This is a genomic window from Campylobacter estrildidarum (genome assembly GCF_005406205.1).
In the GTDB taxonomy this organism is placed as follows: domain Bacteria; phylum Campylobacterota; class Campylobacteria; order Campylobacterales; family Campylobacteraceae; genus Campylobacter_D; species Campylobacter_D estrildidarum.
In genome coordinates this window covers 26,009-40,461 of the sequence record NZ_NXLZ01000013.1, presented here as the reverse complement: position 1 = coordinate 40,461, position 14,453 = coordinate 26,009, and the positions used below count along the sequence as shown (strand labels likewise).

Here is a 14,453-nt window from a genome sequence, read left to right as displayed (position 1 = left end):
AAAGTATCTTTATAATTTATATCTTCAAGATTAGCTCCAGCACTCGCAAGTATTGATTTTACTATATAGAAACCTTGTAATTCTTCTTCTGTTGTTACAATATCTCTACTTTCATTAATCTGCTCATTATCTTCATCATCATTGATGGCTTGGAGATTATTTTTTATATTTGTGATTTTATCATAAGCCAAATCATTAATAATTTCTTTAAAAGATTTTTTAATATAATTTTTAAATTCTTCTAAAACAGCACTAGTCATTCTTTTTTCTGTCATTTGTTTGGCAAAAAAACTTGTAAATTCGTCACTTGGATTTTCAATTTCATTTTTAAAGATATCTTGTATAGCTTTATAGTATTTTTTCTCCATAGCAATATTTAAAATTTCATCTAAATTTAAGTCAGTGCAAATAAAACGCTTTAAATCTTTAATATCTCTAGGTTTAAGCTTTTCAAGATTAATCACTAAAAAAGGTATTTTATCCATAAGATTTTGCTGCTCTATATCTGTAAAAAATCTATACTCGATTCCATTAGTAAGAATTGCAAATTTGATATTTGGATCAGTGTTAAAGTAACGGACAAGTTGATTGTTGTGATTGTCTAAATTTTCGGTATGATTTTTTGCTTCAATTAAAATAAAAGGTTTTCCATCTTTAAAAATAGCATAATCAACCTTTTCGCCTTTTTTAATTCCTATGTCTGCGGTATATTCTGGCACGACAATACTAGGATTAAATACATCATAGCCCAATACTTTTAAAAATGGCATTACAAAAGTCATCTTTGTAGCTTCTTCAGTATTAACAAGTGTTTTGCGTTCAGATATTGTTTCAACGATAGCATTTAATTGATTTTCAAAATCCATTTTTGCTCCTTTTTGCCTAAAAATTTATATATTATAATAGTTTGTTATTTAGTTTTTGGTTAAATATAATCTTTCATTTTAAAAGCTTTTTATTGTATTTTTAAATTTTATGTTTAAATTCTTTGAAATTAAAACCAAGGAATTTTTATGCAAATGCAAGAAGTGATTGAAAAGTTAAAAGATATACTTGCTAGCGAAGGTAAGCGTGATTTAAAAACAAAAGATATAGCCAAAGAACTAGGAATTCATCCTGATACTTTTAATTCTATGAAATTTAGAAATTCAATTCCTTATCCACAAATACTCAATTTTTTACAAGAAAGAAATATAAGTATAAATTATTTCTTTTATGGAAGCTCTCCTAAGAATCAGCTAGAGTGTGAGAATAAATATAAAATTTTAAAGCTTTATAAAACTAATGCAAGTTTGGGTGGTGGTGGAATCAATGATTTAATAGATTGCTCTGAACTTATCATAGATGAAAAACTATTAAGCTTTTTTGGAAGCAAAGAATGTGAGTTTATCACTTGTTATGGAGAGAGTATGGAGCCAATTATAAAAGATGGAAGCATTTGTGTAATAGATAGAAATAAGGCTTTTAAACATAAAAGCATTTGCGTGATTAATACTAGAGATGGCTTATACATAAAACAAGTTTTAAAACAAGTTGATGGAGTGATTTTGCATTCTTTAAATCCTTTATATAAAGATATTTTTTATAAAAATGGAGATTTTTTGTTAATTGGTGTTGTAATTGGAGAACTTTCCAAGCTATGACAGCACACATTCAGCTAAACGAAGCTAATCTCACAGAGAGTGTAAAACAAAGGTTGTCTTTATAAAACAAAAGGAGATTAAAATGGATAAATTAAAAGAAAAAATCATACAAGATTTAGAGAATGAATTTAAGGTTTTATACAAAAAGCTTTTAAAAGAAAAAGATTATCTTGCAAGGGATAATATATTAGAACTTATGACACTTTATAATTTAGGTATTCATTCTTATTTAATCGCTAACAAACTTGAAACAAATGAAGATGAAACTATCATACAAGTTCCTTTATTTGAAAGATATCTTATGGGTAGAAAATTTGTAGTTAAATACAATGATAAAAAACAAAAATATGAATTAAAAAGCACTTTTTGTGAATTCTAAGGAGTAAAAAATGAAATATCCTAATATTTATGTAAAATTAGCAGGAGAAGATGGTAATGCTTTTAGCATTTTAGCAAAGGTGGCTACAGCTTTAAAAAAAGCAGGCGTGAGCAAAGAAGAAATAAACAAATTTAAAGAGGAAGCCACAAGTAGTGATTATACTCATTTATTATCTGTTGTAATGGAATGGGTTAATACGGATTAATTTTAAAAACAACAGCACACATTCAGCTAAACGAAGCTAATGTTGTCTCCATAAAAACAAAAGGAGATAAAAATGACACTAATTCAAAATGATATCAAAGCACGTTTTACTAAAAGATTTGTAAGTGCAATTTGCAATCATGATAATGATCTTGTTTTAGAATATCTTAAAAATGGCATGAGTGCTACTAAAGAATGTATGGGAGATAAACCTATATTTTATGCTATTACTCATGGTAATTTCGGAGCCATTTTATTATTAATGAAATATGGTGCTACTTTAGAAAAAGAATATCTAGAAGATGAAACAAATGCGAGCAAAGAAATTTTAGAATTTTTAACTTCTTTGCTTTAAAAACTAGAGAATATTTTAAAAAACATTCTCTAATTATAGTTTAAAAATTCATAATCAAAAGCTCCTTATTCTCTTTTCTTTTTAAAACATTGTTATTTAAAGAATATCTTACTTTTAATTGCTTAAAATTAAAATCTTTATAAAGCTCTCTTACTAAATCACAATCATTATAAGAAAGCATAAATTTACCTTTGATATTTTTTAACAAATCGCATAAAAGCTCGTGTTCTTTTAAGCCAAAACAAGGCACATTTTTATAATAACTCTCAGTTCCAACATAAGGCGGATCCAAATAAAATAAAGCTTCATTGTAATCATACTCTTTTAAAATATATTCAAAGCTTTTATTTTCTATGCTTGCATTTTTAATTCTTTTTGTATGCAAACTAAAGTCTCTATATAATCTTTTAGGTGCTCTTTGCTTACTCATGGCAAATTGCCCCATGCTTGATCCAAAAGAAGTATTGATAAGATAAAAATAAAAAGCCGCTCTTTCTAAGTCATTTTTTGGTTTGATTTCTTTGTTTTTTAACATATAAAAGATTTTTCTACTTATTATCATAGAATTTAAAATATTAGCTAAACTTTGCGGTTTGTTTCTTATACAAAGATGTAAATTGATTAAATCGTCGTTAATGTCGTTAATCACTTCTATCTTTGAAGGACTTTTTTGGTAAAACACACTTAAAGCTCCTCCAAATACTTCTATATAGCTTTTATGCTCTGGCATTAAAGCAATGATTTCTTTAGCTAAATAGTTTTTGCCTCCTATCCAAGCAAATGGAGCTTTTAGTTTGGTTTGAATAGGTTTAGTAAGTGTGCTAGTTCTTAGAAATTTGTCTGCATTTTTCATACAAACTCCTTTCAAAATAAAATAAAAAAGTAGGCTTCTTTAAAAAGAAGTTATAATTTTTTTGTTAGTTCTTAGAAAAAGGAAGGCTAAGGCTTTCCTTGCTATTACTTTGTGCAAATAAAATCCGCCCAAAGTTGCACACCAAAGACGCTTACTTATCCTTCAAAATTAACACTTATGGTATATCCACTTAAAGAAAAGTCGTGTTTTACATCTTTAATGCTAAAAATAGCTTTTTCTTCAATACCTTTTATTTCTAAACTTCCCCCAGCTTTTAGATTTTTTCCTATCATACTAAAACTTCCTTCATAAGCTCCTTTATTTAAAGCATTGAGTTTTGCATTTGCTAAATTTAAAGCTTCGCTTTCATTTTTCACTCCACCGATTTTTAGCTCATATATTGTGCCTTTATCGCTACCGCTTAATACACTTTTAACACAGCCTTGATCAATATCTTGATAAGAAAGTTTTACTCCTGTATAATCATTGCGATTTTTAATACTAATGCTTAAATCACTAAGTTCGCTTATATCTAAAGTATATTTAATGCCACCTTCTTGCTTGCTGCCACCTTTTATACCTTCTTGTGCGGCTTGTTTTTGCTCTATGATAATAAGGGTTTGTTCTTTTACACAAGCTAAAAAACCATATTTAGCACAAAGCATATAAATAAATTCTATATCACTAACATTGTTTTGAAGTTCATGTTTGATGTAAATTTTGCCTGCACTATTAGTCTTTACTTTTAGATTATTCTCTTTAGCGATTTTTAATGCAATATCACCAAGATTAGTATTTTGCCAAGTTCTTGATTTTTTATTTTTAACATTGCTTGCAAAATTAATAGCTGTAGCTTTGATATCAGTCGATTTTGTGCTATAGTTTTTACTAAAACTATTAATGCTAAAGGTTCCGCATTTAAAAAGTTTATCATCAAAGCCAAGCCAAAGTTCTAGTTTATCGCCAAAAGGGGCTCTTGCATAAAGCCCATTTAGACTAAGACTTATCTCATCGCTTTCATCTTTGGCTTTATCATCGAAGCTAAGACTGATCAGATTAAGGCTTATTTTTTGAGTTATATTCTTATTGTTTGCAATGAGTTTGAAGTTGGGCTTCTTGACCATTTTTATCCTTCTTTTATGTTTTCTACCATAGCACTTCTTCTTTGTCTTCTTCAATTTCAATCTCTGGTAATATAACCTTATCTCCTGTTTTTAAAATAGGATTTAGCCTCGGATTAACCCTTAAAACCTGATCAAAATATAAAAGCGTTCCATAGTGTTTATAAACTACACTATCGAGTCTTTCATTGTTTTTTGCAATGTAAATTTCACTCATTAAAATCCCTTTGTAAGTTTAAATCAAAACTTTGTACCAAAAAGCCACTTCCTTCCAAAAAAGCACTTTGCTTTTCATTGATACCCAAGATGACAAATTTTCCAAAATAAAGTCCATTTGCGCTACACATTGTATAACTTTTATTTTTACTTGCCATTTGTTTTAAAGTATCTAAATAAGTATTTTTATCCTTACTTAAAGGCAAGGTTTTACCACTTATTTTAATGCTTTCATTTTCTTTTTTGGTGCTTATTAAAGCGCTATGATTATTGATACGATCTATACTTGTAATGCCATATTCATAATTTCTTTCAAGCTCATCAACATTTAAAGCTTCAAATTCAAATTCACCTAAACTAAATATCATTTTATCCCCAAATCGTGGTTTGTTTTGCTTTATCAGCATTTTTATTTAATGCATTTAAAACACTAGCTTCAACTTCTTTGGCAAAAGCTTTTAAATCAAATACTCCATCGTTTGAGCTTATATTAAAAGTCCCATTCACACTAACATTAATCGCATTGCTTGTTTTTGTTTCTACGCTTTTTTTGTTTGTAAGTGAGTTTTTTACTTCGCTTTGTTTTGTTTGAATGTTATCATTGCTTGCAATATTTTCTTTTTCATTATCACCCAAACCAAAAAAAGAAGCTACGCTTTTAGCTATATCTTTAATCTTAGAAAAAGCATTACTAAGCCATTCAAATTTAGATGAAAACCAGTTAAACAAAGAATCCCACAAAGAGCTAAAAAACTCACCAATTCCTTGCCAAATCCCCTTAAAGAAATCACCAAACGCACTAAAAGCAGAGCCTATTTTTTCTATAAAGTTCATAAAAAAGGCTTTCACTTTATCCCAATTCATTATTACCAAGGTAGCAATGGCAGCAATTGCCATAAGAACAAGTCCTATAGGATTAGTTAAGAAAGCGACTTTTAATATATTAAAAGCAATCCTTATAGTATTAATAGTAAAAGCAAATTGTGCCCCTGCTAGTTTTGCTACTAAAAAACCTACTTTTAAAGCACTTAAAGCCACACTAGCTGTGGTCAAAGCAACCACTAAAGTACCTATAACTTTACTTAAATTTGGAAAAGCGTCGATCATTTCTCTTACGAAATTGATTAAAGATGAAATGCTGTCCATTATTTTTACCAAGGCAGGCGCCAAGGCTTCACCAACACTAGCGCTAAGATTAGACATAGAAGTGCTAAGCTGTGTAAAAGAGGAATTAGTACTCGAGCTTATCTTTTTAAACTCGTCATTTAAAGCACCCATTTTTGTATTTTTTAAAGATTTTAAAGCATTTTCATATTTGTCTGTATTGTCGACTAAATTTTGCATCATACCTGCAGCACCTGTTCCAAAAACTGAATTTAAAAAATCCGTCATTTCATCTTTTGGTAAAGTTTTTATTTGGTTTAAAAGCATTTTAACTGCTTCGCTTGCATCTTGTTTAAAATAAGCACCAAGCTGTTCTGTGCTAAGACCTAATTTTAAAAACTTAGCTTTCATATCATCGCTTATATTATTAAGATTGCTCATAACCGCAGTCATTGCCTTAAAAGTTCCTACTGCTTCTCCCTCATCTTTAGTGGCACTCACAAAAGCTGCACTTAAAGCAGCGGTGGCTTCTGCATTCATACCAATAAGCTTTGCATCGCCTCCTACTTCATTCATAGTTTTAGCTACGCTACTAGCACTAACATTACTAGCCCTTGCAACGCTTATGATTTTATCTCCCAAGCCTTGCATATCTTTGGTACTTAATTTATAAATATTAGAAAGCTTGCTCATGAAATTAATACTTTCTTCATTGTTTAGCTTAAAAACTTGGCTGTATTTAGCACCAATTTCACTAAAAGCTAAAAGCTCCTTTTCACTTTTTATGCCAAGCCTTGCACCAAGTTCGCCAAATTTTGTAAGATCATTCACATTCATTTTTATATTTGAGCTTAGTTTTAAAAAATTCAAACGCAAAGATTTTAAACTTTCATTATCGGCATTTAAAAAGGTATTGATATTATTCATATCATCTTCAAGATTAGCGCTGATTTTTACAGGAACGCTTATAGCTAAAACACTTGCACCTTTAGCCATAAGCTCTCCTTTTAAAGAACCTAATTTTTCACTTACTTCTTTGATTTTAAGCTTTGATTTTTCTAAGGCATCAATGCTTTTATTTAAAGCTTTAACACTTTTTGTGCTTTGATCTAAATTAGTGCTAAATTTTTTAAGAGCCTCTGTGTTTTTAGCAAACTCTTTAAAACCCTTAAATGCTAAAGATATACCAAAACTAAGTCCTAAATCTTGCATATTTTTCCTTTTTATTGTAAAATCTAGTCTATGAAAAATATAGACAATATTTTAAAAACAAAAATCTTTTTAAAACATTTTAAAATCGTTTTTAAGGCCTTTTTAACACTTGGCTTTTTTGTAGCTTTTTTAATATCTCTTACAAGCGACGATTTTTTAACCAGCTTTTTTAATATCTCTTCATTTTTTGCACTTTTTGCTTTAAATCTTTTTATAGTTACTTTTATTTATGTATTTTTTAAAACTAAAAATTATTAGCCTTAGAAATTTTTAAACTGATTTCTAAAAACTCCATATAATCTTTTATGTTTAAATTCATAATCTCATTATAAGAAAAATGCAAAAAATGAGCTATCAATGCAATAGCTTCATTGCTTACTACTGGGAGCTTGATATTCATTTAATGTCTCACTTAAAAGATTGATATCTTCCAAGCTTAGCTTATCAAGCTCTTCTAAACTCATATTAGTGCATTCGCCGATTATATAAAACGCTCTTGAACCTTCTCCTTTTTGTATATCCATAGCCCTGCGTAACATTCCAGCTGTTGGAGTATTAAATTTTATTTCGTTGCCGTTTGATAATTGAATTGTTTTTGCCATTGATTTTCCTTATAAACTTAAATTTGATCTTATTTTTGCCATTTTATCGACGCCATTAAACTCTAAAATAAGATTTTTGACATCAGCTAAAAATAATCTTTGATTATCCATTGTGATTTTTATAAAATGCACATTGATTTTAATCTCATTTGTAAATTCACTTCCTGCAACAATAGAAGGTAAAACAATAGAAGTGAATTCTCCATTTAACTCAATCACAAAAGGCACTTCTTTTCCTGAACCACTTTGATGAATGCTTGCTTTAAAAACAAGTGGAATTTTAAATTTAGAAAAAGTATTAGAACCAAAAGCTTCAAAGGCTTGTATTCCCATTTCGCTTATTTTAAAAGAGCATTCCATTGCCTTAAAAACTCCAGTGCCATAATTTGCACTTAAAGCCCCTTTGCTTTCTAATACTTCTTGCTCTATAGTAGGCAAGGCGATATCTCTTGCCACTCCTGCATAACCATATCCATCTATGAAACAATTTGCTTGTTCTATTACTTGAGGTATTCTATTAAACATTTTTTCTCCTTTTTTGATTTCGCTGTGAAAAACGAGGTTTTATTTAAAGATTCTTTCTAGCAAAACTCACTATTTTTAAATCAATCCGCACTGATGATTTTAACCAAATCATCAGCCCATTCATCACTATAGATAAGCTCGAGTGTGATTTGTTTAACTATAGGATTATTCATCATCTTAATATCAAGATAAAATTTACCCGCACTGATGTTTGCATCCGTGTTACGCTCTTCATCCCAACTCACTTCATAACCAATTAAAACTTTTGCTCCTTTTAAATCTCTTAAAAGTTCTTCCACGCTTATTTTGATAAAGTAAAGCTCACTTGCTTTTTTATCAATCGCTTTAAAACTTGCTTTTTGGGCAGCAATTGCAATGCGATCAAAAGTTCTTACCCTTGCTAAATCTTGCCAAATCGTATCTTCATCACTTGTTTCTCCGCCCCAAGAGCGATAACCTTCACAAAGTATGCAAGTAGAAATATGATTTTTTCTAAGCCGATCTGCATCACAATCCTCACCAGCCACAAAATCAATAAAATGTTCCACTCCAGTAACGCCATTCATTACTCTATTTGAATAAGAATCACTAAAGCCATACTCTGTATCCCCATCTGTATGAGCTATCATACCTGCGATGATAGGAGATTGTGGAACATAAGCGTATTTTCCTTGCGAATTTAAAATTTGAACTTGAGGCCACGTGGCAACCAATCTTTTAGAACTAAAAGCCTCCATAGCATTTATAGCCTCTCCCGTATTTGTGGCATATAAATCCACAATAGCAGTGATATTCATAGCACTTGCTATGCTTTCAAGTTTAGCTTTCACGCCTGCTTCACTTGAATAATAAGGCGCTATGATAATATCAGGAGTAAAACCTGTGCGATGTTTAGCTTTTTTAAAAGCTTCTATTGCATTTAAACAATTTGTTAAGTTTGTAGCTTCCTCATCACTTTCTTCAAAGAAACTAATAATAATCACACAAGCAACATCTTGATTGTCTATACAAGTTAAAGAATCTAAGAGTCTAAAATCTTGCAAATTGTTTTCTTTGATTAAATCTTTTGTAAAATCAATCGCCTTGCTTGCATTTGAAAAAGCAAAGATTGGCATTTCATCTGTGCTTTCATATCCTGCTTTTGTATAAAGCATTTCTTTATTAGTACCTTTAATACAAGCAGCAATTCCTATAGGTGTATCACTTTGAACCTTAATAGGACTTGCCGCACCATTACTGATATTATAATTAACTCCATATTGTGCTGCCATAATTTACTCCTTGTTTGATTTTTTTGTATTTTTAAAACTCATAGTTTCTTTTGTGTCTTCTAATTTACTAATCTTGTCTCCTAATTCATTGATCGCATTCACTGCATTATTTTTTAAATTTGTATTTAAATTATTTAGGTTTCCTATTTTTTTATCGATAAGTTCATTAACCTTATCAACATCTACTTTATCACTCACTATAGGTTCGCTTGGTTCTTTTGAATTTTGATTAGCACTTGGAATGTAAGAAATTCCGTAATCTTTCATTTTAACTCCTTTTTATGCTTTTACTTTGTGCGAACAAGTCTGCCCAAAGTCGCTTTTTCTAAAGTCCCCGTCCCACTAAAGTGGGTAAGGCTCACCTTTTTATTTATTTGCTTTTTATCAGGCATTTTACAAAGTGAAACGCGTTACAAGCGTGATAAAACACAAAACATTTAAACTTAGAACATCCAAGCAATAGCATTGCTTCTTTTAAAGCTTGATCGGCAAGTTTATAATCCTTTCTTGAATTTGCCCTTTCACATAAATAATCGTGTATTACGCAAGCTGAAAAATATTCACTCCTATACGGCGGGAAAAAGCTCCAAAATATACGAGGGATACTTGCACCATCAGTTTTAAAGCCTTTTGGCACCACTCCATTGAAACTTGGTAATATAAAAGTATAATCTAAAACCACTTCGAATTTATCTTTATCGTATGGCTTGACACAAACTCTTTTTAATTCTGCTTTAGTCATTCTTTATTCTCCCATGCAATCTGATTTAATTCTTCTAAAGAAGTAGCCTGTTCTATCTTGTCTTTAAGCTCTCTTGCTTTTATAGTGTTAGTGTTAACACTATTTGCCATAATGGAGCCAAGCTGTATCAATTCTTCCAAAGTAAAAGGCACAGCAGTATTATCTTGTGTTATCCAAACAAAATCTTCAGGAACTTGCTTAGCGATTGAAAAAAGACTAACAGTGCTTGTAAGCAAGTTTCTATCCTTTTCAGAGCTCTGAAAAATCTTATCTTTAAAACTCACTCCACCTTCTATAGCTTTATCTCTTGCCTTATCAATCTCATCTTTTTTAAATTCTTTAGCATATTTCAAACTTGCTTCTTGTGTTGAAACTTCTTTAAACATTAAAAAATATTCTTTTAGAAGTTCATTTTCATTTGCAAGAATTTCTTTGACTGCTTCAAGTCCTTTGTTAAGCTCGTCTTGAGTGATATCATCAATAAATTCATTGTTTTTATCATAATTTATTTTTCTATCATCACTGACCACTACAACCAAAGTCTTAACGCTATTTATTAAATCGCTTATAATTGAAACGCTTAAACTATTATAAATTACTCCATTTTTAGTTATAATCTTCATTTTAATCTCCTAATTTAATTTTTAAAACATATTCCATTTGGTGTTAAAGTGTTAAATGCGATATTACAGTTAGATGTATTGTTTTCAAAATCAGCTGCATTGCAATTTACAAATGCACCACCAAGCACGTTAATAGCGATTTTATTATTTTCAAATTTTATTTTTTGGCAAGATGTAAAACTCATGCTCCAGCTATAAAATCCGTAATTACAGTTTGAAATTTTTGTTTCACTGCTTTCATTCAATAAATTAACTAAAGCCATATTATTAATACACACTCCAGAATTAAAACCGTCGATTTTAAAAGAGCAATTTCTGTTGTTAAAAATCGCAGCGTCGCTAACTGTAATTGCAGATCCGATTTTATTTTCAGGATTTGGATTTGATATTGTTATATCATTAAGCTTTGGTGCAACACAGTTATTAAAATTAAAAACTGCGTCATATATTCCATTATTTTCTTTTCTAATTGTATGCCCTTGCCCATCAATAATGATATTTCTACAATCGACACACGATAAATTTAAACCTTTAGTTAAGGTTAGATCTTCAGTAAGTTTTATGGTTATGGTTAAATTGTTTTGTTTAGAATATTTTAAAGCTTCGCTAATAGCTTTTTCTAAACTATTAAAATGTGTATCACTTTCTTCACCACTTCCTATAGTCCATTCTATGTTTTGAGTAAGAAGTTTGACTTTTTCTTTATTTAAAGCAAAATTATCTAATAATTCTTGTGAGTTTTTAACAAGCTCACTCAAATCATTAGCAATCAAATCAAGTTGTGCATTAGTGTTCATTTTTTCTCCTTTATATTAATTAATTCTTTGTTTGTAAGCTTGATAATTGAATTAGCATTAGTCACAATAGGACGCATTAATGTTAATTTCATATTTTCTACATATTCTTTAGTTGCCAAAGCTTTAGTATTATCTAGTTCTATAGTCAAATTTTCTACATTGGCAAGTTCCATAATTACTTCAAAAATCAATTCCTTTGCTGCACCTTCACTAAGCTTTGGTTTATAGGTAAAAGGAACAGATCCAACACCAATGAGTTCCTCTTCATCATCAAAAAGTCCTATAGAATTAATATTAAAACCGCCATATTCAGCACCTACAACGCATTCAAGTATTAGATGATTTGGATTGTTCTCATCAACAAATCTAGAATTAATATTGGCTTCGTAAACAATCTCGTTCAAGCTTTTCATATTTTCTTTGGGTATAATAGCTGCACTTGAGAGTTTAAAACTTTTTAAAATTAAAGCTTTGCCTTCTGCTCTGGCTTTAATGATTTTAGCTAAACCTATACTTGTTAAAATGGTATAAAACTCATTCATTAGCACACTCCTTTTAAGCTAAATTTACTTTTAAATCTTTCACTTATAAAAGTTCCAAAAGCGTTAAAATTAATACTTCTTAAAATTCTTTTTCTGATTCTAAGTGGCAAGATTTTAATTTTTTCAGTATCCCTATAAACACAAGCATTATATTTATCGCAATTGCTTTGCACTCTTAACTCAATGCTTTCTAAAACACTTCTAACATTTTTATATTCATAAACTAGTTTTTCAAGTTGTTTATAACTCGCTTCATCAAAGGGTTTATTTGTAGTAGTTACTTTAACTTTAAAAAAATAAGGTTTTCCATTGTAATGAAACCATTCTTCCACTAAAGCTGTATCAAATACCGCTGTTAAAGCTTCTTTAATAGCATATGTAGTTCCTGCATGTCTTTTAAGCATTAATGCCTTACTTAAAAGCCTTCTTGCTTCTTTTTCATTTAAGCCATCAATGCTTACATCATAAGCATTAGCTAGAACACTTAGTAATCTTTCATCGCAATTTAGAGCTAGATTTGTGATGCTAGCTAAATTTAAATCTTCAAATCTTTTTTTAGCACTTAAATCAATGACTTTACTTTGGAGTGGATGATGATTTAAAACTAAGCTATTCATAGCACCGCCTTTTCATAGCTAAGCTCAAAAGAAAGATGTGCAAATTCATCATCAGCTATTTCAATATCTTTTAACTCAAGCTCTTTTAGTTCTTCGTCGATTTTTTCTTTAATGCTTAAAATTTCACTCTTATAAACCCCATCTTGATGTAAGCATTTATATAAAAAACCAAGTGCTAAATCCACACTCAAATCAAAATCACTTTGTAAAGTATTGATCTTTTCACTGATTTCATTGGCACGTGAAAGCTCCAAAAGTAAAAGTTTGGCACTTATGATAAATTCTCTTTTTTTGGCAAGTTCGACACTCACTTCATCGGTTAAAGGTCTTACTTCATCTGCACTTAGATAAGAACGGACTACATTAACACTTTCCTCATCTTCGCTTTTTATAATCACTCTAACTTTTCCAGCACCATTATTTAAAGCTTTTATAGAGGCAACTTTAGCACTTGCACTTAAAGCATGGTAAATATAGCCTTTTTCGCTTCCAGCTGTTGAAAAGCGATGTACACTCATTACAGCTCTTTCTCTTAAAGCCTCGTCGCTCTCTTCGCTTGCTCCACCACTAAAACTTTCAAGTTGCTTGATTTTGGTTACAAAAGGAAGTGGGGTTTGTAAAAATTCAGTTTTAATTTCTTTACTTTGTACAAATTCATCAAGCTCTAAAATACCCTCGGCTTTACTTTCTCCTTTTTTGATTATCACTTCTTCTTTTAAGGTAGCAATATCAGCTTTTTCATTTGAAAAAATGGCACCTTTTGGAATGATGACATCATAATTTAATAAAGTGTTTAATTCAAATTCTACTTTGGCGGTAGGTTTAACCCCTTTTAATCTTTGGATTAAATACCCATTTGCTACAACATTATCCAAATCACTCCCGCTAGCATAATGCAAATAAGTCGCTTTTATGCTTTCATTTATCCTTGCCCTTATAATCATTTCTCTATAAGCAAGAGCTTCTAAAATAGCTTTGAAAGGATCAGATTCTAAAAGCTCTACTTCCTCTTTTAAAAAGCTTTTAAAAAGCTCTTCATAATCCTTTAAAAGTTTTTCATAATCAAGCTCTTCTATGATTTTTGGATAAGGAATATCTTTTAGAAAACTTTGTTTAAAATATGAATTATTAGTATTTAAAATTTCACTCATTTGTTAAGCTCCAAATCTAAATCCTTATAATCTTCAAAAAGCAAAGTAATACTCAATTTACCTTCTTGTATTTTATTAAGCCTGACGCCCTTAAGCTTTACTCTTTTTTCCCACTTTGAAATAGCTTCTGCTGTATATCTAGTAAGTTTTACTCTAAAATCATCATCGATTTTTCTATCTATAAGCGTGTAAAGCAAAGAACCATACTCGGGTCTCATTACACGAGATCCTAAGGGAGTAATTAAAATATCTTTAATGCTTTCTTCTATACTGATTAAATAACTCATTCTATATCCCATTCTCCGCCATCTGCTGTATCAATTGCTTTGGCATTTTCTTGTATTTCCTCAACCACTGCAGCAGCAATAGCTCTCAAAAAAGGCATAGAGTATCTTCTATAACCTCTACCATTATCTTCATCTTGGACTTTTGTGTAGCCTTCTTTTGCTAAATATTTTTCCATTTTTGAAACTAAAGAACTTTGACTGATTGCCAT

General features: G+C 30.1%; 23 protein-coding genes. 4 read left to right on the top strand and 19 right to left on the bottom strand.

The genetic code is table 11. The features are described 5' to 3' along the window. Positions 1-866 (bottom strand): type I restriction endonuclease (locus CQA69_RS07455; protein ID WP_137621157.1); only part of this gene is annotated, 866 nt, incomplete at its 3' end. A gap of 147 nt (positions 867-1,013) precedes the next feature. Here CQA69_RS07455 and CQA69_RS07450 point away from each other — a divergent pair. From CQA69_RS07450 to CQA69_RS07435, 4 genes are all read left to right on the top strand, one after another. After that, the gene (locus CQA69_RS07450; RefSeq protein WP_137621156.1) at positions 1,014-1,643 is read left to right on the top strand and encodes a LexA family transcriptional regulator; all 630 of its coding nucleotides are present in this window, start codon (positions 1,014-1,016) and stop codon (positions 1,641-1,643) included. Between the two features lie 82 nt (positions 1,644-1,725). Then, on the top strand, positions 1,726-2,022 hold the full coding sequence (locus tag CQA69_RS07445; RefSeq protein WP_137621155.1) for a hypothetical protein: 297 nt from the start codon (positions 1,726-1,728) through the stop codon (positions 2,020-2,022). A 10-nt stretch (positions 2,023-2,032) separates the two neighbouring features. After that, a complete protein-coding gene (locus CQA69_RS07440) occupies positions 2,033-2,227 on the top strand; it encodes a hypothetical protein (RefSeq protein ID WP_137621154.1) in 195 nt (64 codons plus the stop codon). Positions 2,228-2,299: 72 nt separating this feature from the next. After that, positions 2,300-2,581 carry a hypothetical protein gene (locus tag CQA69_RS07435; RefSeq protein ID WP_137621153.1) on the top strand — a complete coding sequence of 94 codons (282 nt, stop codon included), beginning with the start codon at positions 2,300-2,302 and terminating at the stop codon, positions 2,579-2,581. A gap of 40 nt (positions 2,582-2,621) precedes the next feature. Here CQA69_RS07435 and CQA69_RS07430 read toward each other — a convergent pair whose 3' ends face one another. The 18 genes from CQA69_RS07430 to CQA69_RS07345 all read right to left on the bottom strand — a co-directional run bounded on the left by CQA69_RS07430 (position 2,622) and on the right by CQA69_RS07345 (position 14,453). After that, on the bottom strand, positions 2,622-3,434 hold the full coding sequence (locus CQA69_RS07430; RefSeq protein WP_137621152.1) for a DNA adenine methylase: 813 nt from the start codon (positions 3,432-3,434) through the stop codon (positions 2,622-2,624). 155 nt (positions 3,435-3,589) lie between these two features. Further along, complete coding sequence (locus CQA69_RS07425; RefSeq protein ID WP_137621151.1) at positions 3,590-4,558, bottom strand: phage late control D family protein; 969 nt, start codon at positions 4,556-4,558, stop codon at positions 3,590-3,592. Between the two features lie 22 nt (positions 4,559-4,580). Beyond that, the gene (locus tag CQA69_RS07420) at positions 4,581-4,772 is read right to left on the bottom strand and encodes a tail protein X (protein WP_137621150.1); all 192 of its coding nucleotides are present in this window, start codon (positions 4,770-4,772) and stop codon (positions 4,581-4,583) included. Then, positions 4,765-5,139, bottom strand: a complete 375-nt coding sequence (locus CQA69_RS07415) for a phage tail protein (protein WP_137621149.1) — start codon at positions 5,137-5,139, stop codon at positions 4,765-4,767. The genes CQA69_RS07420 and CQA69_RS07415 overlap by 8 nt, the downstream gene beginning before the upstream one ends. 1 nt (position 5,140) lies before the next feature. Next, a complete protein-coding gene (locus tag CQA69_RS07410) occupies positions 5,141-7,087 on the bottom strand; it encodes a phage tail tape measure protein (RefSeq protein WP_137621148.1) in 1,947 nt (648 codons plus the stop codon). Positions 7,088-7,331: 244 nt separating this feature from the next. Next, the gene (locus CQA69_RS08995; protein WP_171000359.1) at positions 7,332-7,487 is read right to left on the bottom strand and encodes a hypothetical protein; all 156 of its coding nucleotides are present in this window, start codon (positions 7,485-7,487) and stop codon (positions 7,332-7,334) included. Next, on the bottom strand, positions 7,456-7,689 hold the full coding sequence (locus CQA69_RS07400) for a phage tail assembly protein (protein ID WP_137621146.1): 234 nt from the start codon (positions 7,687-7,689) through the stop codon (positions 7,456-7,458). Before CQA69_RS07400 ends, CQA69_RS08995 begins: the two co-directional genes overlap by 32 nt. Positions 7,690-7,698: 9 nt before the next feature. After that, positions 7,699-8,214: a phage major tail tube protein gene (locus tag CQA69_RS07395; RefSeq protein WP_137621145.1), complete on the bottom strand. Its 516-nt coding sequence runs from the start codon at positions 8,212-8,214 to the stop codon at positions 7,699-7,701. Positions 8,215-8,294: 80 nt separating this feature from the next. After that, a complete protein-coding gene (locus CQA69_RS07390; RefSeq protein WP_137621144.1) occupies positions 8,295-9,485 on the bottom strand; it encodes a phage tail sheath family protein in 1,191 nt (396 codons plus the stop codon). 3 nt (positions 9,486-9,488) lie between these two features. Beyond that, the gene (locus tag CQA69_RS07385; RefSeq protein ID WP_137621143.1) at positions 9,489-9,752 is read right to left on the bottom strand and encodes a hypothetical protein; all 264 of its coding nucleotides are present in this window, start codon (positions 9,750-9,752) and stop codon (positions 9,489-9,491) included. A 103-nt stretch (positions 9,753-9,855) separates the two neighbouring features. Next, positions 9,856-10,227 (bottom strand): DUF1353 domain-containing protein, encoded by a 372-nt coding sequence (locus CQA69_RS07380; protein ID WP_137621142.1) that lies wholly within the window; start codon positions 10,225-10,227, stop codon positions 9,856-9,858. Next, a complete protein-coding gene (locus tag CQA69_RS07375) occupies positions 10,224-10,850 on the bottom strand; it encodes a DUF4376 domain-containing protein (protein WP_137621141.1) in 627 nt (208 codons plus the stop codon). Before CQA69_RS07375 ends, CQA69_RS07380 begins: the two co-directional genes overlap by 4 nt. A 14-nt stretch (positions 10,851-10,864) precedes the next feature. Continuing rightward, the gene (locus CQA69_RS07370) at positions 10,865-11,647 is read right to left on the bottom strand and encodes a hypothetical protein (RefSeq protein ID WP_137621140.1); all 783 of its coding nucleotides are present in this window, start codon (positions 11,645-11,647) and stop codon (positions 10,865-10,867) included. Further along, positions 11,644-12,189, bottom strand: coding sequence for a phage tail protein (locus CQA69_RS07365; RefSeq protein ID WP_137621139.1), 546 nt, complete (start codon positions 12,187-12,189; stop codon positions 11,644-11,646). The genes CQA69_RS07370 and CQA69_RS07365 overlap by 4 nt, the downstream gene beginning before the upstream one ends. After that, complete coding sequence (locus tag CQA69_RS07360) at positions 12,189-12,806, bottom strand: phage tail protein I (protein ID WP_137621138.1); 618 nt, start codon at positions 12,804-12,806, stop codon at positions 12,189-12,191. The genes CQA69_RS07365 and CQA69_RS07360 overlap by 1 nt, the downstream gene beginning before the upstream one ends. Then, positions 12,803-13,957, bottom strand: a complete 1,155-nt coding sequence (locus CQA69_RS07355) for a baseplate J/gp47 family protein (RefSeq protein WP_137621137.1) — start codon at positions 13,955-13,957, stop codon at positions 12,803-12,805. The genes CQA69_RS07360 and CQA69_RS07355 overlap by 4 nt, the downstream gene beginning before the upstream one ends. Beyond that, on the bottom strand, positions 13,954-14,244 hold the full coding sequence (locus tag CQA69_RS07350; RefSeq protein WP_137621136.1) for a GPW/gp25 family protein: 291 nt from the start codon (positions 14,242-14,244) through the stop codon (positions 13,954-13,956). Before CQA69_RS07350 ends, CQA69_RS07355 begins: the two co-directional genes overlap by 4 nt. Beyond that, positions 14,241-14,453: a hypothetical protein gene (locus CQA69_RS07345; RefSeq protein WP_137621135.1), complete on the bottom strand. Its 213-nt coding sequence runs from the start codon at positions 14,451-14,453 to the stop codon at positions 14,241-14,243. The genes CQA69_RS07350 and CQA69_RS07345 overlap by 4 nt, the downstream gene beginning before the upstream one ends.

Coding starts and splice junctions, on each gene's coding strand:
- CQA69_RS07450 (WP_137621156.1), top strand. CDS start 1,014: ATGCAAATGCAAGAAGTGATTGAAAAGTTAAAAGATATACTTGCTAGC.
- CQA69_RS07445 (WP_137621155.1), top strand. CDS start 1,726: ATGGATAAATTAAAAGAAAAAATCATACAAGATTTAGAGAATGAATTT.
- CQA69_RS07440 (WP_137621154.1), top strand. CDS start 2,033: ATGAAATATCCTAATATTTATGTAAAATTAGCAGGAGAAGATGGTAAT.
- CQA69_RS07435 (WP_137621153.1), top strand. CDS start 2,300: ATGACACTAATTCAAAATGATATCAAAGCACGTTTTACTAAAAGATTT.
- CQA69_RS07430 (WP_137621152.1), bottom strand. CDS start 3,434: ATGAAAAATGCAGACAAATTTCTAAGAACTAGCACACTTACTAAACCT.
- CQA69_RS07425 (WP_137621151.1), bottom strand. CDS start 4,558: ATGGTCAAGAAGCCCAACTTCAAACTCATTGCAAACAATAAGAATATA.
- CQA69_RS07420 (WP_137621150.1), bottom strand. CDS start 4,772: ATGAGTGAAATTTACATTGCAAAAAACAATGAAAGACTCGATAGTGTA.
- CQA69_RS07415 (WP_137621149.1), bottom strand. CDS start 5,139: ATGATATTTAGTTTAGGTGAATTTGAATTTGAAGCTTTAAATGTTGAT.
- CQA69_RS07410 (WP_137621148.1), bottom strand. CDS start 7,087: ATGCAAGATTTAGGACTTAGTTTTGGTATATCTTTAGCATTTAAGGGT.
- CQA69_RS08995 (WP_171000359.1), bottom strand. CDS start 7,487: ATGAATATCAAGCTCCCAGTAGTAAGCAATGAAGCTATTGCATTGATA.
- CQA69_RS07400 (WP_137621146.1), bottom strand. CDS start 7,689: ATGGCAAAAACAATTCAATTATCAAACGGCAACGAAATAAAATTTAAT.
- CQA69_RS07395 (WP_137621145.1), bottom strand. CDS start 8,214: ATGTTTAATAGAATACCTCAAGTAATAGAACAAGCAAATTGTTTCATA.
- CQA69_RS07390 (WP_137621144.1), bottom strand. CDS start 9,485: ATGGCAGCACAATATGGAGTTAATTATAATATCAGTAATGGTGCGGCA.
- CQA69_RS07385 (WP_137621143.1), bottom strand. CDS start 9,752: ATGAAAGATTACGGAATTTCTTACATTCCAAGTGCTAATCAAAATTCA.
- CQA69_RS07380 (WP_137621142.1), bottom strand. CDS start 10,227: ATGACTAAAGCAGAATTAAAAAGAGTTTGTGTCAAGCCATACGATAAA.
- CQA69_RS07375 (WP_137621141.1), bottom strand. CDS start 10,850: ATGAAGATTATAACTAAAAATGGAGTAATTTATAATAGTTTAAGCGTT.
- CQA69_RS07370 (WP_137621140.1), bottom strand. CDS start 11,647: ATGAACACTAATGCACAACTTGATTTGATTGCTAATGATTTGAGTGAG.
- CQA69_RS07365 (WP_137621139.1), bottom strand. CDS start 12,189: ATGAATGAGTTTTATACCATTTTAACAAGTATAGGTTTAGCTAAAATC.
- CQA69_RS07360 (WP_137621138.1), bottom strand. CDS start 12,806: ATGAATAGCTTAGTTTTAAATCATCATCCACTCCAAAGTAAAGTCATT.
- CQA69_RS07355 (WP_137621137.1), bottom strand. CDS start 13,957: ATGAGTGAAATTTTAAATACTAATAATTCATATTTTAAACAAAGTTTT.
- CQA69_RS07350 (WP_137621136.1), bottom strand. CDS start 14,244: ATGAGTTATTTAATCAGTATAGAAGAAAGCATTAAAGATATTTTAATT.
- CQA69_RS07345 (WP_137621135.1), bottom strand. CDS start 14,453: ATGGCAATCAGTCAAAGTTCTTTAGTTTCAAAAATGGAAAAATATTTA.